The following is a 21938-nucleotide window of genomic DNA, read 5'->3' on the forward strand; positions in this document are numbered from 1 at the left end:
GGGCCATGGATGGCCCGTCGCGGCGGCCCGCGGAGCAATGCCGGAGTGAGGGAACACCGAGCCTAGGCGAGGTGCCGACAGGCGGGGCAGAGCGTTTTGGTTACTTTGCCGCTTTTGCAAAGTGACTCGCTGTAAGAGCGAAACCATAAGTAGCCGTTACCGCAGAAACGGATATGTACACAATCAAACCATCACCGCCTGCCGCACCTGCTTCTCCAATTCAGCCTTCAACCCCGGCTCCAACTTAAGCTGCCGCGCCAACTCATCGAGGTAAGCCTTCTCCATGAAGTTCTCCTCATCCACCAACATCACACTGGCGATATACATCTCGGCAGCCAACTCCGGAGTACTGGCAGCCCGAGCCACATCTGCCGGATCCAGCGGCTTGTTCAGCTCGGCATGCAACCACTGCTGCAACTCACGATCGTTATCCAGCTTCACAAACTCCCCTTCGATCAACGCCCGCTCACGCTCATCCACATGCCCGTCAGCCTTGGCCGCAGCCACCAGCGCCTTCAAAATCCCCTGGCTGTGCTGCTCGACCTGGGCCGGTGGCAACCGATCAATGGTCTGCGGCTCCCCTTGAGGCGCACTGGCCTGCTGCGCCTGCCAATTACCGTAGGCCTTGTAGGCAATCACCCCCAAAGCAGCCAACCCGCCATAGGTCAGCGCCTTGCCGCCAAACTTGCGGGCTTTCTTGTTGCCCAGCAACAGACCCATGGCGCCGGCCGCGAGGGCCCCACCACCGGCACCGCCAAGCAAGCTACCCAACCCGCCGCCACCCAGCAGTCCGCCAAGGGCACCGTTGTCATCTGACTTGCGCTGCCCGCCAGCCTTGTTCTGCAACATGTCCTGGCCGGATTTGAGCAGTTGATCGAGCAATCCACGGGTATTCATTCACAACCTCCAGAAACTCAAGTTCACAGGACCAATAGGCCCCCAGCGTAAAACTAAGTGCCAAAAACCCCCGATCTAGAGTGCTTCCAGATGTAACGCGCTTACCCCTCAATTAAAACGATATACACTCGAACAAATCTATAAAAACACCCCACTGGTAATTCCAGCATGATGACCTTGCGTCAGATCCGTCACTTCATCGCCGTGGCCGAGACCGGCTCGATCTCCGCCGCTGCCCAGACCGCCTTCATCTCCCAGTCCACCCTGACCCTGGCGATCCAGCAACTGGAACAGGAAATCGGCGTCAACCTGTTCAACCGCCACGCCAAGGGCATGACCCTGACCCACCAGGGCCACCAGTTCCTGCGCCAGGCGCACCTCATCCTCGCCACCGTCGACAACGCCAAGCGCAGCCTGCAACAGAGCACCGACCAGGTGGCCGGGCAGTTGATCATCGGCGTGACCAGCCTGGTCGCCGGCTACTACCTGGCGGACTTGCTTACCCGCTTCCAGCGCGCCTACCCCAATGTCGAAATCCGCGTGATGGAGGACGAACGCCCCTACATCGAACACCTGCTGGTCAGCGGTGAAATCGACGTCGGCGTGCTGATCCTCTCCAACCTCGAAGACCGCCACGCCCTGCAAACCGAAGTGCTCACCCACTCGCCCCACCGTTTATGGCTGCCCGCCCAGCACCCGCTGCTGGAACACGACAGCATCAACCTGGCGGATGTGGCGCGCGAGCCGCTGATTCAGCTGAACGTCGACGAAATGGGCCACAACGCCCAACGCATGTGGACCGGCGCCGGGCTGCAACCTCGCGTCACCTTGCGCACCGCCTCGACGGAAGCCGTGCGAAGCCTGGTCGCCGCCGGCCTGGGCGTGTCGATCCAGCCGGACATGACCTACCGCCCCTGGTCCCTGGAAGGCGACATCATCGAGGCCCGGCCGATTGCCGACCTCAGCCAGACCCTCGACGTGGGCCTGGCCTGGCGCCGGGGCACGGCGCGCCCGGCGCTGGTGGACCCATTCCTGACGGTGGCCCGCGAACAGCCCCACCCACGCAAGCCATCTATTTAATCGAATGCTGCTTTCAGTATTTAGTATTTGTTGACCTCGCGCCTGACCTCTAGTCTCTGCTCATCCCATAAGAGAAGGTCAGGCGCCTCGCACGAGAACAGCCATGACCACACAAGAAAAGAGATCGCGAAAAATGTCTGGCGCGCCCACACCGCTGCTCACTGCGTTGCTGATCGACGGCGAACTGGTCCCGGGCCAGGGGTTTGTCGAGCCGATCATCAACCCGGCCACCGGTGAAATCCTCACCCATATCGCCGAAGCCAGTACCGAGCAGGTCGAAGCCGCAATCCTCGCCGCCCACCGGGCCTTTGCCGGTTGGTCGCGGACCACGCCCCAGCAGCGTTCGAACATCCTCCTGGGCATCGCCGAGACAATCGAAAAACAAGCCGACTACCTCGCCCGCCTGGAATCGCTGAATTGCGGCAAGCCGCTGCACCTGGCACGTCAGGACGATTTGAGCGCGACCGTCGATGTGTTCCGTTTCTTCGCCGGCGCCGTGCGCTGCCAGACCGGGCAACTGAGCGGTGAATACCTGCCGGGCTACACCAGCATGGTGCGTCGCGATCCGATTGGCGTGGTGGCCTCCATTGCGCCGTGGAATTACCCGCTGATGATGGCCGCCTGGAAAATCGCCCCGGCCCTGGCGGCCGGTAATACCCTGGTGTTCAAGCCGTCGGAACATACCCCGCTGTCGATCCTGGCCCTGGCGCCCGTACTGAGCCAGTTGTTGCCGCGCGGGGTGATCAACATCCTGTGTGGCGGCGGCGAAGGGGTCGGCAGCCATTTGGTCAGCCACCCGAAGGTGCGCATGGTCTCGTTGACCGGCGATATCGTCACCGGGCAGAAGATCCTCCAGGCCGCCTCCAAGACACTCAAGCGCACGCACCTGGAGCTGGGCGGCAAGGCCCCGGTGATCGTGTGCAACGACGCCGATCTGCAAGCCGTGGTCGAAGGCGTGCGCGCCTACGGTTACTACAACGCCGGCCAGGACTGCACCGCCGCGTGCCGCATCTACGCCCAGGCCGGCATCCACGACAAATTGGTGGCCGAGCTCGGCGCCGCCGTCAGCAGCCTGCGGTTTGCCGGCAAGCGCGATGCCGACAACGAACTCGGCCCGCTGATCAGCACCCGCCAGCGCGACCGCGTCGCCAGTTTTGTCGAACGCGCCCTCGGCCAGCCGCATATCGAACGCATCACCGGCGCCGCCGTGCATTCCGGTGCTGGCTTCTTCTACCAGCCAACTTTGCTGGCCGGTTGTAAACAGAATGATGAAATCGTGCAGCGCGAAGTGTTCGGCCCGGTGGTCACCGTGACCCGCTTCGACGAGCTGGAACAGGCGGTGGACTGGGCCAACGACTCGGAATACGGCCTGGCCTCCTCCGTGTGGACCCAGAACCTGGACAAGGCGATGCAAGTGGCGTCGCGCCTGCAATACGGCTGCACCTGGATCAACAGTCATTTCATGCTGGTCAGCGAAATGCCCCACGGCGGCTTGAAGCGCTCGGGGTATGGCAAAGATCTGTCCAGCGATTCGCTACAGGACTACAGCGTGGTGCGGCACATCATGGCGCGCCACGGCCAGCATCTTTAAAACAACAACTACGCTCACGCACCACCTGCTGCAAAAACTGCCCCGACCATAATTAAAGAAGAGGGAACCCCCATGTCTGCGCACAAGACCGCACTGCTCAGTGCCCTGACCACCGCGCTGCTGGCCAGTGTCAGCATCCAGGCCGCCGAACCGCTGAAGGCGGTGGGTGCCGGTGAAGGCCAGTTGGATATCGTCGCCTGGCCCGGCTATATCGAACGTGGCGAAAGCGACAAGAACTACGACTGGGTCACCGGTTTCGAGAAAGAGACCGGCTGCAAGGTCAACGTCAAGACCGCCGCCACCTCCGACGAGATGGTGAGCTTGATGGCCAAGGGCGGCTACGACCTGGTCACCGCGTCGGGCGATGCCTCGCTGCGGTTGATCGTCGGCAAGCGCGTACAGCCGATCAACACCTCGCTGATTCCCAACTGGAAGAACATCGACCCGCGCCTGAAAGATGCGCCGTGGTACGTGGTCGGCCAGCAAACGTACGGCACGCCGTACCAGTGGGGCCCGAACGTGTTGATGTACAACACCAACGTGTTCAAGACCGCGCCCACCAGCTGGAACGTAGTGTTCGATGCGCAGAACCTGCCGGACGGCAAGCCGAACAAAGGCCGCGTGCAGGCCTATGACGGCCCGATCTACATCGCCGATGCGGCGCTGTACCTCAAGGCCACCAAGCCGGAACTGGGCATCCAGAGCCCGTACGAGCTGACCGAAACCCAGTACAAGGCCGTGCTCGACCTGTTGCGCGCCCAGCAGCCGTTGATCCACCGCTACTGGCATGACACCACCGTGCAGATGAGCGACTTCAAGAACGAAGGCGTGGTGGCCTCCAGCGCATGGCCGTATCAGGTCAACGGCCTGGTGAACGAGAAACAGCCGATTGCCTCGACCATTCCGAAGGAAGGCGCCACCGGCTGGGCGGATACCACCATGCTGCACACCGATGCCAAGCACCCGAACTGCGCCTACAAGTGGATGGACTGGTCGCTGCAGCCGAAGGTCCAGGGTGATGTGGCCTCGTGGTTCGGTTCGTTGCCGGCGGTTCCCGCGGCGTGCAAGGAAAGCGAACTGCTGGGCGCCGAGGGTTGCAAGACCAACGGTTTCGACCAGTTCGAGAAGATCGCCTTCTGGAAAACCCCGCAGGCTGAAGGCGGCAAGTTCGTGCCGTACAGCCGCTGGACCCAGGATTACATCGCGATCATGGGCGGGCGCTAAGCACTCCCTAGTTGATCGTTCCCACGCTCCGCGTGGGAATGCCTCCTGTGACGCTCCGCGTCACGACTTTAAGGGCGGACGCGGAGCGTCCAGCGCTGCATTCCCACGCAGAGCGTGGGAACGATCACCTCTACCTCCGATTTAATTTTTACAAGACGCGCCTTTTTGGAGCACCGCACCATGACGCTTGCAGTCCAATTCACCCACGTTTCCCGTCAGTTCGGCGAAGTGAAAGCCGTTGACCGGGTTTCCATCGATATCCAGGACGGCGAGTTCTTTTCCATGCTCGGCCCTTCCGGCTCGGGCAAAACCACGTGCCTGCGCCTGATCGCCGGGTTCGAGCAACCCAGTGCCGGCTCCATCCGCATCCACGGTGAGGAAGCCGCCGGCTTGCCGCCGTATCAGCGCGACGTGAACACTGTGTTCCAGGATTACGCGCTGTTCCCCCACATGAACGTGCGGGACAACGTGGCCTACGGCCTGAAAGTCAAAGGCGTAGGCAAGACCGAACGCCTCAACCGCGCCGAAGAAGCGCTGGGCATGGTCGCCCTCGGCGGTTACGGCGACCGCAAGCCGGTGCAACTCTCCGGCGGCCAGCGTCAACGTGTGGCCCTGGCCCGCGCACTGGTTAATCGTCCGCGCGTATTGCTGCTGGATGAGCCCCTCGGCGCTCTCGACCTGAAGCTGCGCGAACAGATGCAAAGCGAGCTGAAGAAACTGCAACGCCAACTTGGCATCACCTTCATCTTCGTCACCCACGACCAGACCGAAGCACTGTCGATGTCCGACCGTGTGGCCGTATTCAACAAGGGCCGCATCGAACAGGTCGACACCCCGCGCAACCTGTACATGAAGCCCGCCACCACCTTCGTCGCGGAATTCGTCGGCACCTCCAACGTGATTCGCGGCGAATTGGCGCAACGCTTGAGCGGTAACCCGCAGCCGTTCTCGATCCGCCCGGAACACGTGCGCTTCGCCGAAGGCCCGCTGGGCAGCGGCGAGGTGGAAGTCAGCGGCCTGCTGCATGACATTCAGTACCAGGGCAGCGCCACTCGCTACGAACTGAAACTGGAAAACGGCCAGGCGCTGAACATCAGCCAGGCCAACAACCAATGGCTGGACACCACCGCCGGGCATCAAGTCGGCCAGTCCATCACCGCGCGCTGGGCGCGGGAAGCCATGACGCCGTTGACCGACATCGCAGGCGAGGTGTGACATGAGCCTGGCCCTGTCCCAACCCCCGATGCGCAGGTTTTCCAACCTGCTGTACAAGAAGCCCAACCTGTACCTGTCGCTGCTGCTGGTGCCGCCGCTGATCTGGTTCGGCGCGATCTACCTGGGTTCGCTGCTGACCTTGCTGTGGCAAGGTTTCTATACGTTCGATGACTTCACCATGGCGGTCACCCCGGACCTGACCTTGGCCAACTTCGCCGCGCTGTTCCAGCCGTCGAACTTCGACATCATCGTGCGCACCTTGAGCATGGCGGTGGTGGTGTCCATCGCCAGTGCCATCGTCGCGTTCCCGATCGCCTACTACATGGCGCGCTACACCACCGGCAAGACCAAGGCGTTTTTCTACATCGCGGTGATGATGCCGATGTGGGCCAGCTACATCGTCAAGGCCTACGCCTGGACCCTGCTGCTGGCCAAGGGCGGCGTGGCGCAGTGGTTCGTGCAGCACCTGGGCCTGGAGCCGGCGCTGCAATTCATCATGGGCATTCCCGGCGTGGGCGGCAGCACCTTGAGCACCTCGCACCTGGGGCGGTTCATGGTGTTTGTGTACATCTGGCTGCCGTTCATGATTCTGCCGATCCAGGCCTCGCTGGAGCGTTTGCCGCCATCGTTGCTGCAGGCCTCGGCAGACCTCGGCGCCAAGCCGCGCCAGACCTTCATGCAGGTGATTCTGCCGCTGTCGGTACCGGGGATCGCGGCGGGTTCGATCTTTACGTTCTCGCTGACCCTGGGCGACTTCATCGTGCCGCAACTGGTGGGCCCGCCGGGTTACTTCGTCGGCGGCATGGTGTACGCGCAACAAGGCGCTATCGGCAACATGCCCATGGCCGCGGCGTTCACTCTGGTGCCGATCGTGCTGATCGCGGTTTACCTGTCCATCGTCAAACGTCTGGGGGCCTTCGATGCACTCTGAAAAAGCCTCACTCAGTCTAAAAATCGCGGCCTGGGGCGGGTTGGTTTTCCTGCACTTCCCGATCCTGATCATCTTCCTCTACGCCTTCAACACCGAAGAGGCGGCGTTCAGCTTTCCACCCCAGGGCTTCACCCTGAAGTGGTTCAGCGTGGCCTTCTCGCGGCCGGACGTATTGGAAGCGATCAAGCTGTCGCTGCAAATCGCGGCCATCGCCACGCTGATTGCGATGGTGCTCGGCACCCTGGCCTCGGCGGCGTTGTATCGCCGGGAGTTCTTCGGCAAGCAAGGCATCTCGCTGATGCTGATCCTGCCGATTGCACTGCCGGGGATCATCACCGGTATCGCGTTGCTGGCGACCTTCAAGACCCTGGGGATTGAGCCGGGGATGTTCACCATCATCGTCGGCCACGCGACCTTCTGCGTGGTGATCGTCTACAACAACGTGATCGCCCGTTTGCGCCGCACTTCCCACAGCCTGATCGAAGCCTCGATGGACCTGGGCGCCGACGGCTGGCAGACCTTCCGCTACATCATCATGCCCAACCTCGGCTCGGCGTTGCTGGCCGGCGGCATGCTGGCGTTCGCGCTGTCGTTCGACGAAATCATCGTCACCACCTTCACCGCCGGCCACGAACGCACCTTGCCGCTGTGGCTGCTCAACCAGTTGAGCCGGCCACGGGATGTGCCGGTGACCAACGTGGTGGCGATGCTGGTGATGATCGTGACGATGTTCCCGATCCTGGGTGCCTATTACCTGACCCGCGGCGGCGAAAGCGTGGCCGGTAGTGGCGGTAAATAACTGACAACACATTGCCACTGAAGGAATGAGGTTCAAATGTGGGAGCGGGCTTGCTCGCGAAAGCGGTGTATCAGTCAGGTGATGTATCAACTGAAAGACCGTATTCGCGAGCAAGCCCGCTCCCACACTTGAACCGGTTTCGGCAGGGGAAACGATGCAGCTTTAAGAGGACTGAACCATGCAAACCAAACTGCTGATCAACGGCCATCTGGTCGAAGGCGAAGGCCCGGCGCAGCCGGTGTTCAACCCGGCGTTGGGTCGGGTACTGGTGGAAATCAAGGAAGCCAGCGAAGCCCAGGTCGACGCCGCCGTGCGTGCTGCCGACAGCGCTTTTGAAGGCTGGTCGCAAACGCCACCGAAGGATCGCTCGCTGCTGCTGCTCAAACTCGCCGACGCCATCGAAGCCCACGGCGCAGAGCTGGCAAAGCTTGAGTCGGACAACTGCGGCAAACCCTACAGCGCCGCGCTGAACGACGAGGTCCCGGCGGTGGCCGATGTGTTCCGCTTCTTCGCCGGCGCCAGCCGCTGCATGAGCGGTTCGGCCGGCGGCGAGTACCTGCCGGGCCACACCTCGATGATCCGCCGTGACCCGGTGGGCGTAATTGCCTCCATCGCGCCGTGGAACTACCCGCTGATGATGGTCGCCTGGAAAATCGCCCCGGCCCTGGCCGCCGGTAATACCGTGGTGCTCAAGCCTTCGGAACAAACCCCGCTGACCGCGCTGCGCCTGGTGGAACTGGCCGCTGAAATTTTCCCGGCCGGTGTACTCAACCTGGTGTTTGGCCGTGGGCCAACCGTGGGCAGCCCGCTGGTGAATCACCCGAAAGTGCGCATGGTGTCGCTGACCGGTTCGATTGCCACCGGGGCCAATATCATTTCCAGCACTGCCGACAGCGTCAAACGCATGCACATGGAACTGGGCGGCAAGGCGCCGGTGATCATCTTCAACGACGCCGATATCGACGCGGCGGTGGAAGGCATTCGCACCTTCGGCTTCTACAACGCCGGGCAGGATTGCACCGCTGCGTGCCGGATTTATGCACAGGCCGATATCTACGACGCGTTCGTCGAGAAGCTCGGCGCGGCGGTTGCCAGCATCAAATACGGTTTGCAGGATGACCCGGCCACCGAGCTGGGCCCGCTGATCACCGCACAGCACCGTGACCGTGTGGCCGGGTTTGTGGAGCGTGCCGTGGCGCAATCCCATATCCGCCTGATCACGGGTGGCAAGGCGGTGGAAGGCAACGGGTTCTTCTTTGAGCCGACGGTGTTGGCCGACGCGCAGCAGGACGATGAAATCGTGCGCCGCGAAGTGTTCGGGCCAGTAGTGTCGGTAACCAAATTCAACGACGAGGCCCAGGTATTGGCCTGGGCCAACGATTCGGACTACGGCCTGGCCTCTTCCGTGTGGACCGCCGATGTCGGCCGCGCCCATCGCCTGGCTGCACGGTTGCAGTACGGCTGCACCTGGGTGAACACCCACTTCATGCTGGTCAGCGAAATGCCCCACGGCGGTCAGAAACTGTCCGGCTACGGCAAGGACATGTCCATGTACGGCCTGGAGGACTACACCACCGTTCGCCATGTGATGTTCAAGCACTGACCCTTTACCCCTGTCGAAGCGAGCTCACTGTGGCGAGGGAGCTTGCTCCCGCTGGAGTGCGAGGTGCTCCCAGGTTTTTTGGGGCCGCTACGCAGCCCAGCGGGAGCAAGCTCCCTCGCCACAACAGCCGGCTCCTGCAGGGATCTCATAACAATAAATAATTCGCAGGTTCCCATGGACATCACCCGCCGCGACTTCCTCAACGGCGTCGCTATCACGATTGCCGCCGGTATGACCCCGCTGCAAATCCTCCAGGCCGCTCCCGATGGCCGCTACTACCCGCCCGCCCTCACCGGCTTGCGCGGCAGCCATGTCGGCTCATTCGAAGTTGCCCACCAGATGGGCTGGGAAAAGAAGGCCTTCGACACCGATAAACTGCCGATCACCGAAGACTACGACCTGGTGGTGGTCGGCGGTGGCTTGAGCGGTTTGTCGGCGGCGTGGTTCTACCGTGAGAAGCACCCGAAGGCGAAGATCCTGATCCTGGAGAACCACGACGACTTCGGCGGCCATGCCAAGCGCAATGAGTTCCAGGCCGGTGGCCGGCTGATCATCGGCTACGGCGGCAGCGAAGCGTTCCAGTCACCGAATCATCTTTACAGCAAGGAAGTAAACGGGCTGTTGAAAAAACTCGGGGTGAACATCAAGCGCTTCGAGACCGCCTTCGACCGCCAGTTCTACCCGGGCCTGGGTTTGTCCCGTGGGGTGTTCTTCGACAAGGAAAACTTTGGCGAAGACAAACTGGTGACTGGCGACCCGACGCCGATGGTCGCCGACGACATCGCCCCGGACCAGTTGCATGCGCGCTCCATCAGCGACTTCATCAATGATTTCCCGCTGCCGGAAACCGACCGTCAGGCGCTGATTGCCTTGCACGTCGCGCCCAAGGATTACCTGCCGGGCAAGACTGCCGAGGAAAAGGCCGAGTACCTCGCGACCACCAGCTACCGCGATTTCCTGCTCAAGAACGTAGGACTCTCGGAAGGCGCGGTGAAGTACTTCCAAAGCCGCACCAACGACTTCATGGCCTTGAGTATCGACGCGGTGGCGTCGGCTGATGCCTATAGCGTGGGTTTCCCTGGCTTCGGCGGAATGAACCTGGCACCGATCAGCGAAGAAGCCGCCGCAGAAATGGAAGAACCCTACATCTACCACTTCCCCGACGGCAACGCCTCGCTGGCACGATTGCTGGTGCGCAGCCTGATTCCGGCAGTGGCACCGGGGCACACCATGGATGACATCGTGCTGGCGCCGTTTGACTACGCCAGGCTTGATCAGCCCAGGACGCCGGTGCGGGTGCGTTTGAACAGCACTGCGGTCAGTGTGCGTAACGTCGGTGACGGTGTGCACATCGGCTACAGTCGTGGCGGCCAACTCGCACAGGTCCGCGGCAAACGCTGCATCCTGGCCTGCTACAACATGATGATCCCGTACCTGCTGCGCGATCTGCCGGCAGAACAAGCCCAGGCCCTGAGCCAGAACGTGAAGTACCCGCTGGTCTACACCAAAGTGGTGGTGCGCAACTGGACGTCGTTCCAGAAGCTGGGGGTGCACGAGATTTATGCAGCGACCCAGCCTTACAGCCGGATCAAGCTGGATTACCCGGTGAGCATGGGCGGCTACGAGCACCCGCGCGACCCGACGCAGCCGATTGGTTTGCACATGGTGTACGTGCCCACCAGCCCCAACAGCGGCATGAACGGCCGCGACCAGGCCCGCGCCGGGCGGGGCAAGTTGTACGGGCAGACGTTTGAACAACTGGAAGCGCAACTGCGCGACCAACTGCAGCGCATGCTCGGCCCGGGTGGCTTCAACCACCAGACCGACATTCTGGCGATCACTGTCAACCGTTGGTCACACGGCTATGCGACCTTCTCCAACAACTTGTTCGACGATGCCGATGAAAGCGAAAAACTGAAGGACCTGGCGCGCCAGCCGGTGGGACCTGTGAGCATCGCCAACTCGGATGCCGCGTGGAGCGCGTACGCGCATGCGGCGATTGATGAGGCATATCGAGCAGTAGGCGAAGTGGGCTGATCCCGGCATTCCTGAAGGAAGAGATTATTGTGGCGAGGGAGCTTGCTCCCGCTGGGGTGCGCAGCAGCCCCAAACCAGGCGATCGAGATATCCCTGAAGGATCTCGATCGTCTGAGCTGGGGTCGCTTCGCGCCCCAACGGGAGCAAGCTCCCTCGCCACACGGTTTCCACAGAAACGTCTTGTTTCATATGCAGCGCCATCAACCCGCCATCAATCATTTTTCCTTGCGCACCGAACCGCTTAAGCTATTTGGCATCTGTTTAATGTCCGTTGCGTTTGGCCGAAGGCATGTCCGAACCGTTTTCCTTGATCCAGCACGTGCCAGGAACGGCGCGGGATTGTTCACGACAGGTTGTATTTATGCACCGCAGGAATTTGCTCAAAGCGTCCATGGCCATCGCGGCTTACACCGGTCTGTCGGCCAGTGGCCTGCTGGCCGCCCAGGCCTGGGCGGGCAACCGCGCCGCTGATGGCGAGGCCCAGGCCTTCGATTTCGAGGCCCTGAAGATCCAGGCCAAGCAGTTGGCAAGCAATCGCTACCAGGACACCAAGCAGGTATTGCCGCCGACCCTGGCGACCATGACCCCGCAGAATTTCAACGCCATCGGCTACGACGGCAAGCATTCGCTGTGGAAAGAATTGAACGGCCAACTGGACGTGCAGTTCTTCCACGTCGGCATGGGCTTCAAGACGCCGGTGCGCATGTACAGCGTCGACCCGAAAACCCGCCAGGCCCGCGAGGTGCACTTCCGCCCTTCGCTGTTCAACTATGAAAAAACCACGGTAGACACCAAGCAGTTGACCGGCGACCTGGGTTTCTCCGGCTTCAAGCTGTTCAAGGCCCCGGAACTGGACCGCCACGACGTGCTGTCCTTCCTCGGCGCCAGCTACTTCCGTGCGGTGGATTCCACCGGCCAGTACGGCCTTTCCGCACGCGGCCTGGCCATCGACACCTACGCGAAAAAGCGCGAGGAATTCCCGGACTTCACCAAGTTCTGGTTCGAAACCCCGGACAAGGACAGCACCCGCTTCGTGGTCTACGCCCTGCTGGATTCGCCGAGCGCCACTGGTGCCTATCGCTTCGATATCGACTGCCAGGCCAACCAGGTGGTAATGGCCATCGACGCCCATATCAATGCGCGTACCGCCATCGAGCAACTGGGCATCGCACCGATGACCAGCATGTTCAGCTGCGGCACCGTTGAGCGGCGGATGTGCGACACCATTCACCCGCAAATCCACGACTCGGATCGCCTGGCCATGTGGCGCGGCAATGGCGAGTGGATCTGCCGCCCGCTGAACAACCCGGCTACCCTGCAATTCAACGCGTTTGCCGACACCGACCCGAAAGGCTTCGGCCTGGTGCAGACCGATCATGAGTTCGCCAGCTATCAGGACACGGTGGACTGGTACAGCAAACGCCCAAGCCTGTGGGTAGAACCTACAACCGCGTGGGGCGAAGGCTCTATCGATCTGCTGGAAATTCCTACAACCGGCGAGACCCTGGACAACATCGTGGCCTTCTGGACCCCGAAGAAGCCCGTCGCTGCCGGCGAATCCCTGAACTACGGCTACAAGCTCTACTGGAGCGCCCTGCCGCCGGTCAGCACGCCACTGGCGCAGGTCAATGCCACCCGTTCGGGCATGGGCGGTTTCACCGAAGGTTGGGCGCCGGGCGAGCACTACCCCGAAGTCTGGGCGCGGCGCTTTGCCGTGGACTTCAACGGCGGCGGGCTGGATCGTTTGCCTGAAGGCACCGGGATCGAGCCGGTGGTGACCTGCTCCCATGGTGAGGTCAAAGACTTCAGCGTGTTGGTACTGGATGCCATCAAGGGCTATCGAATTCTGTTTGACTGGTACCCGACCAGCGACAGCGTCGAGCCGGTTGAACTGCGGCTGTTCATCCGCACCCAGGACCGCACTTTGAGCGAAACCTGGCTGTACCAATACTTCCCACCTGCACCAGACAAGCGCAAGTACACCTGATACCGAACGTTCCCACGCTCGCGTGGGAACGCCCCTTCGGGATCTTCAGAACCGCGAAATACTCTTCATCGCCCCGATCAAGTACCGCATCGCCACCTGATCACTCTCGGTCAGGGCGCGGTACTGTTCCAGCAATTGCTCTTCGTCCGAACTCAGGCGCCGGCTGCGCAGCGACATCCTGCGGGCCAGAAAAGACGACAACACCCCCGCTACACCATAGGACTTGGCCATGGACTGTCTCCTCGTATCAATCAACTGCTCCTGGTTGCCCATAACCCCATCCCGCGATGCGACCTGCGAGGATCAACAAGCTGATTTCCTGGGCCAGAAATCATGCTTACCTTAAGCGTAGAAACTATCTTGCAGGGCGTGGGACTTTTTTAGAGTAATCACTTAAAAAAACGCTTGCAGGGCAATGACCTACAGCGTTATCCCACAAGCGGCCGGTACAGGTGGATGTCGTGCGGCTCCTGTTGAAACAGCTCGGGATCCGGCTGCTTGAGCAACCGGCAGCCGAGCCGCAGATAGAACTCCACCGTATTGCGCGATTCCGTGGCCGATACGTACAACGCCTCGGCCCCGGCTGCACGGGCGTGTTCACAGGCCAGGGCAAACAGCTGGCCACCCAGGCCCAGGCCACGGGCCCCATGGCTCACATGCAGGAATTTGAGCTGGCGCATACGCAGGCCCTGGTTGAGGATAACCCGGTTGTCCACTACCACGGCCGCCAGCAGCTTTGCATCGTCAAACACACCGTGCAGCCACCCGCCGCGCTTCAGGCACGCCTGCAAGGCCACGGCATCCTGCTCGGCTTCGCCTTCGGGCCAGCCGCGCATGTCGTGGTGCTCGGGGTACAGCAGCAACTCCCCGTGCTCCACGCGATAGCACGCCTCGATCCGTTCGGTACGGTCAATCAGCGCCAGCAACGGCAGGTCCTTTTCGGTCAGGTCACGCTTGATCAACATGCTGTGCTTCCAAGGGTTGATGGTGAACAAGGTTGAAGCCTTCCGCAGGTGTCGGTGCTTCGAAATAGCCGGTGATCAAGTCGAACTGGGCGTCACTGGTTTCGAACGCGTGGGTACCCTCCGCGTTGCGCGCACGCAGGCGTGCCTTGCAGACCTCGTCCGGCACATCCAGGTAGTGCAATTGATGGTCAGCGCCTGCGCCTTCGAACAATGAGCGCATCCAGCGGCGGCTGGCCAGGGTGTTGGCGGGAAAATCCAGCACCACCGAGACGCCGGCCTTGAGCAACGAGATGATATGGGCCGTCAACGCATCGCGCAGGTGGCCGGTGCAGCGCACGTAGTCGCCCAGAGCCTGGATCTGTCCGGGATAAAGGCGTGACAGCCACTCATCCTCGCTGATCAATACCGTCTGTGGGGCTTGCGACAACTGCTGGGTCAGGGTCGATTTACCGGATGCGATTTTGCCGCAGATCAGGTGCAACATGAGCTTCTCCTTGTGTCGCAGGGCTTGGCCGGTGATCGGCGGGCAATAAAAAACCCGCCGGATCAAGGGCGGGTTTTTCATGCTTTTCCAGCACGCGTCAGCCCACCCTCTCCTGGAGGGTGGGAATAATCGAGGCGTTCAGTAATAGAGTCATAGTTTCGACATTAGCTTCAGGCGTTTTCCTACGCAAGGTTAATCCCGCAAGTCCGACTCATGAATCGGCTGGTCGCGATGCGTAGCCCGCTGATACTGCGCCGGCCAGGTCGCTTTGCGCCCGCCCAGGTCATCGTCGGCATGCAGTGGCCAGTACGGGTCACGCAACAGTTCACGTGCGAGGAAAATGATATCGGCCTGACAGGTACGCAAGATGTGCTCGGCCTGGGCGGGCTCGGTAATCATGCCCACGGTGCCGGTGGCGATTCCCGACTCTTTGCGCACACGCTCGGCAAAGCGGGTCTGGTAGCCGGGCCCGGTAGGAATTTCCGCATTGGCCGCGGTGCCACCCGAGGAGACGTCGATCAGGTCGACGCCCAGGTCTTTCAGGCGGCGCGCCAGTTCGACGGTTTCATCCGGGTTCCAGCCGTCCTCGACCCAATCGGTGGCCGAGACCCGCACAAACAGCGGCAGCTCTTGCGGCCAGGCCTCACGCACCGCCGTGGTCACTTGCAGCACCAGGCGGATGCGGTTTTCGAACGAGCCGCCGTACTGGTCCTGACGCTGGTTGCTCAGCGGCGAAAGAAATTGATGCAACAGGTAGCCATGGGCGGCATGGATTTCCGCCACTTTGAAACCGGCGGTCAACGCGCGCTTGGCGGCAGCGACGAAGTCAGCGATCACTTGCTGGATCTGCCCTTCATCGAGTTGCTTGGGTGAAGTGTGCTGCGGATCGAAGGCAATCGGCGAGGGGCCCACCGGCACCCAGCCGCCATCTTCCGGCTTGACGCTGCCGTGCTTGCCGATCCATGGCCGGTGCGTGCTGGCTTTGCGCCCGGCGTGGGCCAGTTGAATGCCCGCCACCGCGCCCTGGGCATTGATAAAGCGCGTGATGCGTTGCAGCGGTTCGATCTGTTCGTCGTTCCACAGGCCCAGGTCCTGGGCGGTGATGCGGCCATCGGCAGTCACGGCAGTGGCTTCGGTAAAGATCAGCCCGGCGCCACCGACGGCACGGCTGCCGAGGTGCACCAGGTGCCAGTCATTGGCCAGGCCATCGACGCTGGAATACTGGCACATCGGCGAAACGGCGATGCGGTTGAGCAGGGTCAGTTGGCGCAGGGTATAGGGTTCAAGCAGCAGACTCATGGGGCACCTCTTTTATGCAGTGGGCAGGCTCCAGGGTTCTGTTTGAAAGGTCGACGAAAAACCCGTCCCCGGCGGGCTGAAATAAGACAAGGTCACAAGACCGATCACACAGTGCTTAGAGACTAGTCGACAACAGAGGATTGCACAGGGTTCAGCGCGGCTCGATATGCGCGATCATCAGTTGCACGGTTTCCTGGCCACGGAACTCGTTCACGTCGAGCTTGTAGGCCAGTTCCACCCAGCGAATGGTGGGATTGGGCCAGATCTCGCGGTCGATGCCGAAAGCAATGCCATCGAGCTTCACCGATCCACACTCGCTCTTGAGCACCACCTTCAGATGGCGCTCGCCGACGACGCGCTGCTCCACCAGTTGGAACACCCCGTGAAACAACGGCTCTGGGAAATGCTGGCCCCACGGCCCGGCGTTGCGCAGGGCGCGGGCCAGTTCCAGGTGAAACTCTTCAACCGCCAGGGTGCCGTCGGACAGCAGCCGGCCCGTCAGGTCTTCTTCGCGCAGTTGCCGACGCACTTCGGCGTCAAAGGCCTCGGCGAACAGTGGGAAGTTGGCCTCGGGCAAGGTAAGACCCGCCGCCATGGCGTGGCCGCCGTACTTGGCGATCAGCGTTGGGTGCTGGCTGGCCACCACGGCCAGCGCGTCACGAATATGAAAACCCGGCACGGAGCGCCCGGAGCCCTTGAGCAGGCCGTCACCGGCGTCGGCAAAGGCGATGGTCGGGCGGAAGTAACGCTCTTTCATGCGCGAGGCAAGGATGCCGATCACGCCCTGGTGCCATTCTGGGTCGAACAGGCACAAGCCATACGGCATCGACTCCACCGGCAAGTCCTTGAGCTGGGCCAGGGCCTCGCGCTGCATGCCTTGTTCGATGGACTTGCGGTCCTGGTTCATGCCGTCCAGTTGCGCGGCCATTTCCCGGGCGGCGGCGAAATCCGAGGTGAGCAGGCACTCGATACCCAGGCTCATGTCATCCAGGCGCCCGGCGGCGTTCAGGCGCGGGCCCAGGATAAAACCAAGGTCGGTGGAGGTGATGCGGGCGTGATCGCGCTTGGCCACTTCGAGGATCGCCTTGATCCCCGGCCGGGCACGACCGGCGCGAATGCGTTCCAGGCCCTGGTAGACCAGGATGCGATTGTTGGCGTCCAGCGGGACCACGTCGGCCACGCTGCCCAGGGCCACCAGGTCCAGCAGTTCGCCGATATTCGGCTGCGGCTTGTTCTCGTACCAACCCAAACTGCGCAAGCGCGCACGCAGGGCCATCAGCACGTAGAAGATCACGCCCACACCGGCCAGGGCCTTGCTGGGGAATTCACAGCCCGGCTGGTTCGGGTTGACGATGGCGTCGGCTGCGGGCAGTTCGTCGCCCGGCAAGTGGTGGTCGGTAACCAGCACCTTGAGCCCCGCCGCTTTCGCGGCCGCCACGCCTTCGACGCTGGAGATACCGTTGTCCACGGTGATCAGCAGCTGTGGCTGGCGCTGCAGGGCCACGGCGACGATTTCCGGGGTCAGGCCGTAGCCGTATTCGAAACGGTTGGGCACCAGGTAGTCGACATGGGCGGCGCCCAACAAGCGCAGGCCCAGGGTGCCCACGGTGCTGGCGGTGGCGCCGTCGGCGTCGAAGTCACCCACGATCAGGATCCGCTGGCGCTGCTCCAGGGCCGTCACCAGCAAGTCCACAGCAGCATCGATGCCCTTGAGCTGCTGATACGGGATCAGCCGCGCCAGGCTTTTATCCAGCTCGGCTTCCGATTGCACCCCGCGTGCGGCGTAGAGACGGGTCAACAACGGTGGCAATTCACCGAGGAATGGCAGGACGGCGGGCAACGGGCGAGGATCGATACGCATGGGGTGACGGAAGCTTCTCTTTAATGTTGAAAATTAGCGGTGATCCCTTGTAGGAGCTGTCGAGCCCCAGCGAGGCTGCGATGGGATCACCTCGGTGTACCTGTCAGACCGCAGCGCCTGCATCGCAGCCTCGCTGAAGCTCGACAGCTCCCACACTCGACCAGCGTCCAATCAGTTATCGACGTTTCAGCCGCGCTCGCCAGCCAGCCATTCCAGCTGGACTTCGTGCTGCCCACGGTCATCGGTCACGAAGATCGTGCCTTCGCTGATCATCACGTCCCACTTGATCACCCGGGGCATGTCCTTGGCCAGCACTTCCAGGATTTCCTGGGGTACGGCGGCGATGCTCACGTTTTTCAGGTTCTTCGCCACCGGCACCACTTTGCCTTCCCAGACGCGCAAGCTGCCGTAGGCCAGCAAGGTCGTGCGTTCGGTACGGCGGGAACACCAGGTCAGGCGGTCCGCGTCCGGCTGGCCGACTTCGATCCAGTGCAGGACGCGATCATCCAGGCTTTTTTCCCACAGCGCCGGCTCGTCTACATCTGACAGGCCACGACCGAAAGACAGCTGCTCGTTGTAGAAAAGCGCGTAGGCCAGCAAACGCACGGTCATGCGCTCTTCGGTTTCCGAAGGGTGGCGGGCGATGGTCTGCTTGACACTCTCGTACACCGAACGGTCAAGGTCGGTGAGGTTGAGTTCAAACTTGTAGGTCGTGGACGGCTGGGCCATGAACGGACTTCTAGAGACAGGGAAAGGCGGCAAGTCTAACCGATGGCGAGGTGATTCAACGAATCCTGCGCTGCATCATCCTTATCACTGCGCCACTCGCCTATGTTAAAAGGCTCACATCCCTGCCCTGCCCGAAAGGTTCCTCATGTCGTTTACCGCCAAACCACTTGCCGGCCTGAAAGTCATCGAACTCGGCACCTTGATCGCCGGCCCGTTTGCGTCGCGCATCTGCGCCGAGTTCGGCGCCGAGGTGATCAAGGTCGAATCCCCGGATGGCGGCGACCCGCTGCGCAAGTGGCGCAAGCTGTATGAAGGCACCTCGCTGTGGTGGTTTGTGCAGGCGCGCAACAAGAAATCCCTGACCCTGAACCTGAAACACCCGGACGGCCTGGCGATCCTCAAGCAACTGTTGGCGGATGCCGACATTTTGATTGAGAACTTTCGCCCTGGCGTGCTGGAAAAGCTCGGCCTGAGCTGGGAAACCTTGCACGCCCTGAACCCGAAACTGGTGATGGTGCGCCTCTCGGGCTTTGGCCAGACCGGGCCGATGAAGGACCAGCCTGGGTTTGGCGCGGTGGGCGAATCCATGGGGGGCCTGCGTTACATCACCGGTTTCGAGGACCGCCCGCCGGTGCGCACCGGGATTTCCATCGGGGACTCGATCGCGGCGTTGTGGGCCGTGATCGGGGCGCTGATGGCCCTGCGTCATCGTGAAGTGAATGGCGGGCTCGGCCAGGTGGTGGATGTGGCGCTGTATGAGGCGATCTTCGCGATGATGGAGAGCATGATCCCGGAGTTCGACGTGTTCGGCTTTATCCGCGAGCGCACCGGCAACATCATGCCCGGCATCACGCCCTCCTCGATCCACACCAGCAAAGATGGCAAGCATGTGCAGATCGGCGCCAATGGCGACGCGATCTTCAAGCGCTTCATGTCGGCCATTGGTCGCGACGACCTGGCCAACGACCCGGCACTGGCCAGCAACGATGGCCGCGACAGCCGGCGCGATGAGTTGTACGGGGTGATTGATCGCTGGGTCAACTCGCTGCCGCTTGAGCAAGTGGTGGAACAGTTGAACAAGGCCGAAGTGCCCGCCAGCCGTATCTACAGCGCGCAAGACATGCTGGGAGACCCGCAGTTTCTGGCCCGCGAGATGTTCCTCAAGGCGCAGCTCCCGGGCGGCAAGGACTTCAAGATGCCCGGCATCGTGCCCAAACTGTCGGACACACCGGGCAGTTGTGAATGGGTCGGACCGCAGTTGGGCGAGCACAACAGCGTGGTGCTCGCTGAATTGGGCTACGATGCGGCCGCCGTTACTCGCCTGCGTGAGAACGGCGCGATCTGATGGGCCGGCGCTTCATCATTCGACTCTGCCTCCTGGGTTCACTGCTCGGGACTTGGCCACTGTCGAGCCAGGCCCAGGAAACCTTGATCTGGCTGTTGCGTGACCTGCCGCCAGTGACGATTTTCGAAGGCCCGCAAAAAGGCCAGGGCGCCCTCGACCAACTGCTGCCGATACTCGCCGAACACATGCCGGAGTATCGACATCAGATCCTCCACGTGAACCGCGCGCGCGGCATGCAGATGCTCCGCGACCCCGGCACGCTTACCTGCGACCCGTCCCTGCTGTGGACGGCGGAGCGCGCTAAAACCATCGTGTTTTCCGCCCAGGCCTTCGCGGCCGTGAGCAACGGGGTGACGATCCGCCAGGGTCAGCGGGCGCTGCTGGCGCCGTTTGTGGTGGATGGACGGTTCGACCTGGAGGCATTTTTGAATGCACGGGATGCGCGCCTTGGCATCATCGCCGAACGCAGCTACGGCGCCATCATCGATGAAGCGCTGAAGCACACCAGTGCTCACAAACTGGCGCCGCATTACGGCAATGACGCCCTCGGCAGCCTGCTGCAGATGCAACGAAAGGGGCGGCTGGAAGCGGTGCTGGGTTACTGGACAGAAGTGCGCTACCAGGCGCTGCAACAAGGCATTGATCCACAAGAGCTGATCTTCTACCCCATCAAAGGCACCCCGCCCTATCAACTGACCCGGATTGCCTGCACGGATAACGCCTCAGGCCGCACGGCTATCGAGCGGATCAATCAGGTGCTGCGCGAGATCCCGCAGGAGCAACTGCGACAGTCCTACGCCTCATGGCTCGACCCGGTCATGCGTGAGCAATACCTGCAAGACCACCCGACGTTTTTCCAGGATGCCCCGAGCCCATGACAAATCGCAGGCAAAAAGAAACCCCGAGCAGTGGGGAGACAACTCGGGGTTAATAAGGGCCTAAAAAGACCAGTAACAACGAGCCACAAGCACCGGAGCACAATGCTTGATCTCGCTGTTACAAAATCTGACTCACCTTGCCGTAGGAAGGTTCCCAACAAAAATAAATCTTCATGCGCAGGCGATCGGCCGAGTCAGGGCCGCATTGCGCAGGGCCGCCATGACCGAGGGTTCCAGGCGTCCTTCGGCAATCATCAAGTCGCGGTGCAAACAGTCCACCACATCCACCAATGCACGCTTGTCGGTCAATTGTGCCTGGTCGACTTCTCGTTCGACCACGATGGCACCGGCCGGATTCTTTACGGTCACCAGGCATTCGCCCTGCACACCCGAGGTGGTCAGCGTGACCTGATAAGGGCTCAGTGCTTCACCGAGCAATAGGCTGATACTTTCCATCTCGATCACCACTCAATAGTTCGGAAACAATCGTGTAAACGGGAGCTGCATCTATCCTAAGTGACTATTTGCGTCGTAGGAAAGTTCGCTTTTTCGTCTTCCAAGGGTTGCCGGGGGATGACGTGTCCAGCATGCGCTTGCAACATGACAAGCAAAAAACGGCAGCACATAACTGCTTACTCAATGAGTTGCCGTTTTGGCGCTGATGCCGAGGGTGAATCCTATACTCGGTGAGTGCTGATCATGCCGGCACATCGATAAACAGCGCATACCAAAAGGCCCCGTTGCGAAGGACGAAGACCATGCTGGAACACGAAAAAGAGCAGGCAATACTAGAGAAGATTCACGCCGACATATCCAGAATTTATGCTGAGCAACGCAAGCTAAACGCAGAATCCCACAAGATAACCCGAGAGAATTTCTGGTATCCCGTTGGTATCGCCATCGGCTTCTTCACGGCTGTCGGAACCGTAATGGCAGTGGCTCAGAAACTACTCGCCTAAACGATCACTCCGGCCGGGCCTGCCAGAAACGAAAAACGCCGCTGCCCCACGGAC

The 21938-nt window shown here is 61.5% G+C and carries 20 protein-coding genes; 12 read left to right on the plus strand and 8 right to left on the minus strand.

The window, feature by feature from the left end; genetic code table 11:
* Nucleotides 1–183: 183 nt before the first annotated feature.
* Entirely contained in the window at nucleotides 184–897 is a 714-nt protein-coding gene (locus AC3WKX_RS23795; protein WP_102606515.1) for a tellurite resistance TerB family protein, read from the minus strand.
* Nucleotides 898–1065: 168 nt separating this feature from the next.
* Here AC3WKX_RS23795 and AC3WKX_RS23800 point away from each other — a divergent pair, with 168 nt between their 5' ends.
* The 9 genes from AC3WKX_RS23800 to AC3WKX_RS23840 all read left to right on the plus strand — a co-directional run bounded on the left by AC3WKX_RS23800 (nucleotide 1066) and on the right by AC3WKX_RS23840 (nucleotide 13364).
* The gene (locus tag AC3WKX_RS23800) at nucleotides 1066–1977 is read left to right on the plus strand and encodes a LysR family transcriptional regulator (protein WP_003209548.1); all 912 of its coding nucleotides are present in this window, start codon (nucleotides 1066–1068) and stop codon (nucleotides 1975–1977) included.
* Nucleotides 1978–2110: 133 nt separating this feature from the next.
* Nucleotides 2111–3568, plus strand: a complete 1458-nt coding sequence (locus AC3WKX_RS23805; protein ID WP_003209549.1) for a gamma-aminobutyraldehyde dehydrogenase — start codon at nucleotides 2111–2113, stop codon at nucleotides 3566–3568.
* A 72-nt stretch (nucleotides 3569–3640) separates the two neighbouring features.
* Nucleotides 3641–4792, plus strand: coding sequence for a putative ABC transporter substrate-binding protein YdcS (gene ydcS, locus AC3WKX_RS23810; RefSeq protein ID WP_003209550.1), 1152 nt, complete (start codon nucleotides 3641–3643; stop codon nucleotides 4790–4792).
* Nucleotides 4793–4972: 180 nt separating this feature from the next.
* Nucleotides 4973–6007 (plus strand): ABC transporter ATP-binding protein, encoded by a 1035-nt coding sequence (locus AC3WKX_RS23815; RefSeq protein ID WP_003209551.1) that lies wholly within the window; start codon nucleotides 4973–4975, stop codon nucleotides 6005–6007.
* 1 nt (nucleotide 6008) lies between these two features.
* On the plus strand, nucleotides 6009–6938 hold the full coding sequence (locus AC3WKX_RS23820) for an ABC transporter permease (RefSeq protein ID WP_003209552.1): 930 nt from the start codon (nucleotides 6009–6011) through the stop codon (nucleotides 6936–6938).
* A complete protein-coding gene (locus AC3WKX_RS23825) occupies nucleotides 6928–7737 on the plus strand; it encodes an ABC transporter permease (RefSeq protein ID WP_003209553.1) in 810 nt (269 codons plus the stop codon). The genes AC3WKX_RS23820 and AC3WKX_RS23825 overlap by 11 nt, the downstream gene beginning before the upstream one ends.
* A 178-nt stretch (nucleotides 7738–7915) precedes the next feature.
* Complete coding sequence (locus AC3WKX_RS23830; protein ID WP_102605527.1) at nucleotides 7916–9340, plus strand: gamma-aminobutyraldehyde dehydrogenase; 1425 nt, start codon at nucleotides 7916–7918, stop codon at nucleotides 9338–9340.
* 174 nt (nucleotides 9341–9514) lie between these two features.
* Nucleotides 9515–11377 carry an NAD(P)-binding protein gene (locus AC3WKX_RS23835; protein WP_102605528.1) on the plus strand — a complete coding sequence of 621 codons (1863 nt, stop codon included), beginning with the start codon at nucleotides 9515–9517 and terminating at the stop codon, nucleotides 11375–11377.
* A gap of 361 nt (nucleotides 11378–11738) precedes the next feature.
* On the plus strand, nucleotides 11739–13364 hold the full coding sequence (locus tag AC3WKX_RS23840; protein ID WP_102368202.1) for a glucan biosynthesis protein D: 1626 nt from the start codon (nucleotides 11739–11741) through the stop codon (nucleotides 13362–13364).
* A 45-nt stretch (nucleotides 13365–13409) separates the two neighbouring features.
* Here AC3WKX_RS23840 and AC3WKX_RS23845 read toward each other — a convergent pair whose 3' ends face one another.
* The 6 genes from AC3WKX_RS23845 to AC3WKX_RS23870 form a co-directional block, all read right to left on the minus strand.
* Entirely contained in the window at nucleotides 13410–13595 is a 186-nt protein-coding gene (locus AC3WKX_RS23845) for a hypothetical protein (RefSeq protein WP_003209560.1), read from the minus strand.
* Between the two features lie 197 nt (nucleotides 13596–13792).
* Entirely contained in the window at nucleotides 13793–14329 is a 537-nt protein-coding gene (locus tag AC3WKX_RS23850) for a GNAT family N-acetyltransferase (RefSeq protein ID WP_102605530.1), read from the minus strand.
* The gene (locus AC3WKX_RS23855; protein ID WP_102605541.1) at nucleotides 14313–14813 is read right to left on the minus strand and encodes a P-loop nucleotide/nucleoside kinase family protein; all 501 of its coding nucleotides are present in this window, start codon (nucleotides 14811–14813) and stop codon (nucleotides 14313–14315) included. The genes AC3WKX_RS23850 and AC3WKX_RS23855 overlap by 17 nt, the downstream gene beginning before the upstream one ends.
* Before the next feature lie 192 nt (nucleotides 14814–15005).
* Nucleotides 15006–16112 (minus strand): NADH:flavin oxidoreductase/NADH oxidase, encoded by a 1107-nt coding sequence (locus AC3WKX_RS23860; RefSeq protein WP_003209564.1) that lies wholly within the window; start codon nucleotides 16110–16112, stop codon nucleotides 15006–15008.
* Between the two features lie 151 nt (nucleotides 16113–16263).
* Nucleotides 16264–17973 (minus strand): single-stranded-DNA-specific exonuclease RecJ, encoded by a 1710-nt coding sequence (gene recJ, locus AC3WKX_RS23865; protein WP_008438230.1) that lies wholly within the window; start codon nucleotides 17971–17973, stop codon nucleotides 16264–16266.
* A gap of 186 nt (nucleotides 17974–18159) precedes the next feature.
* The gene (locus AC3WKX_RS23870) at nucleotides 18160–18702 is read right to left on the minus strand and encodes a YaeQ family protein (protein WP_003209567.1); all 543 of its coding nucleotides are present in this window, start codon (nucleotides 18700–18702) and stop codon (nucleotides 18160–18162) included.
* 145 nt (nucleotides 18703–18847) lie between these two features.
* Here AC3WKX_RS23870 and AC3WKX_RS23875 point away from each other — a divergent pair, with 145 nt between their 5' ends.
* Together AC3WKX_RS23875 and AC3WKX_RS23880 are read left to right on the plus strand one after the other, a co-directional pair.
* Complete coding sequence (locus tag AC3WKX_RS23875; RefSeq protein WP_102605531.1) at nucleotides 18848–20047, plus strand: CaiB/BaiF CoA transferase family protein; 1200 nt, start codon at nucleotides 18848–18850, stop codon at nucleotides 20045–20047.
* On the plus strand, nucleotides 20047–20925 hold the full coding sequence (locus tag AC3WKX_RS23880) for a TIGR02285 family protein (protein ID WP_003209569.1): 879 nt from the start codon (nucleotides 20047–20049) through the stop codon (nucleotides 20923–20925). Before AC3WKX_RS23875 ends, AC3WKX_RS23880 begins: the two co-directional genes overlap by 1 nt.
* A gap of 171 nt (nucleotides 20926–21096) precedes the next feature.
* Here AC3WKX_RS23880 and AC3WKX_RS23885 read toward each other — a convergent pair whose 3' ends face one another.
* Nucleotides 21097–21381 (minus strand): DUF3509 domain-containing protein, encoded by a 285-nt coding sequence (locus AC3WKX_RS23885; RefSeq protein ID WP_003209570.1) that lies wholly within the window; start codon nucleotides 21379–21381, stop codon nucleotides 21097–21099.
* 302 nt (nucleotides 21382–21683) lie between these two features.
* On the opposite strand from AC3WKX_RS23885, the gene AC3WKX_RS23890 reads away from it, so the two are divergent.
* Nucleotides 21684–21884, plus strand: coding sequence for a hypothetical protein (locus tag AC3WKX_RS23890; protein ID WP_003209572.1), 201 nt, complete (start codon nucleotides 21684–21686; stop codon nucleotides 21882–21884).
* Nucleotides 21885–21938: the final 54 nt, after the last annotated feature.

Source organism: Pseudomonas sp. GP01-A4 (assembly GCF_058780865.1).

Excerpts from the sequence above, each read along its gene's own strand:
- recJ (WP_008438230.1), bottom strand. The coding sequence starts at position 17,973 with ATGCGTATCGATCCTCGCCCGTTGCCCGCCGTCCTGCCATTCCTCGGT.
- AC3WKX_RS23870 (WP_003209567.1), bottom strand. The coding sequence starts at position 18,702 with ATGGCCCAGCCGTCCACGACCTACAAGTTTGAACTCAACCTCACCGAC.
- AC3WKX_RS23850 (WP_102605530.1), bottom strand. The coding sequence starts at position 14,329 with ATGTTGATCAAGCGTGACCTGACCGAAAAGGACCTGCCGTTGCTGGCG.
- AC3WKX_RS23875 (WP_102605531.1), top strand. The coding sequence starts at position 18,848 with ATGTCGTTTACCGCCAAACCACTTGCCGGCCTGAAAGTCATCGAACTC.
- AC3WKX_RS23805 (WP_003209549.1), top strand. The coding sequence starts at position 2,111 with ATGTCTGGCGCGCCCACACCGCTGCTCACTGCGTTGCTGATCGACGGC.
- AC3WKX_RS23880 (WP_003209569.1), top strand. The coding sequence starts at position 20,047 with ATGGGCCGGCGCTTCATCATTCGACTCTGCCTCCTGGGTTCACTGCTC.
- AC3WKX_RS23815 (WP_003209551.1), top strand. The coding sequence starts at position 4,973 with ATGACGCTTGCAGTCCAATTCACCCACGTTTCCCGTCAGTTCGGCGAA.
- AC3WKX_RS23835 (WP_102605528.1), top strand. The coding sequence starts at position 9,515 with ATGGACATCACCCGCCGCGACTTCCTCAACGGCGTCGCTATCACGATT.
- AC3WKX_RS23885 (WP_003209570.1), bottom strand. The coding sequence starts at position 21,381 with ATGGAAAGTATCAGCCTATTGCTCGGTGAAGCACTGAGCCCTTATCAG.
- AC3WKX_RS23795 (WP_102606515.1), bottom strand. The coding sequence starts at position 897 with ATGAATACCCGTGGATTGCTCGATCAACTGCTCAAATCCGGCCAGGAC.
- AC3WKX_RS23860 (WP_003209564.1), bottom strand. The coding sequence starts at position 16,112 with ATGAGTCTGCTGCTTGAACCCTATACCCTGCGCCAACTGACCCTGCTC.
- AC3WKX_RS23855 (WP_102605541.1), bottom strand. The coding sequence starts at position 14,813 with ATGTTGCACCTGATCTGCGGCAAAATCGCATCCGGTAAATCGACCCTG.
- AC3WKX_RS23840 (WP_102368202.1), top strand. The coding sequence starts at position 11,739 with ATGCACCGCAGGAATTTGCTCAAAGCGTCCATGGCCATCGCGGCTTAC.
- AC3WKX_RS23830 (WP_102605527.1), top strand. The coding sequence starts at position 7,916 with ATGCAAACCAAACTGCTGATCAACGGCCATCTGGTCGAAGGCGAAGGC.
- AC3WKX_RS23820 (WP_003209552.1), top strand. The coding sequence starts at position 6,009 with ATGAGCCTGGCCCTGTCCCAACCCCCGATGCGCAGGTTTTCCAACCTG.
- AC3WKX_RS23845 (WP_003209560.1), bottom strand. The coding sequence starts at position 13,595 with ATGGCCAAGTCCTATGGTGTAGCGGGGGTGTTGTCGTCTTTTCTGGCC.
- ydcS (WP_003209550.1), top strand. The coding sequence starts at position 3,641 with ATGTCTGCGCACAAGACCGCACTGCTCAGTGCCCTGACCACCGCGCTG.
- AC3WKX_RS23800 (WP_003209548.1), top strand. The coding sequence starts at position 1,066 with ATGATGACCTTGCGTCAGATCCGTCACTTCATCGCCGTGGCCGAGACC.
- AC3WKX_RS23825 (WP_003209553.1), top strand. The coding sequence starts at position 6,928 with ATGCACTCTGAAAAAGCCTCACTCAGTCTAAAAATCGCGGCCTGGGGC.
- AC3WKX_RS23890 (WP_003209572.1), top strand. The coding sequence starts at position 21,684 with ATGCTGGAACACGAAAAAGAGCAGGCAATACTAGAGAAGATTCACGCC.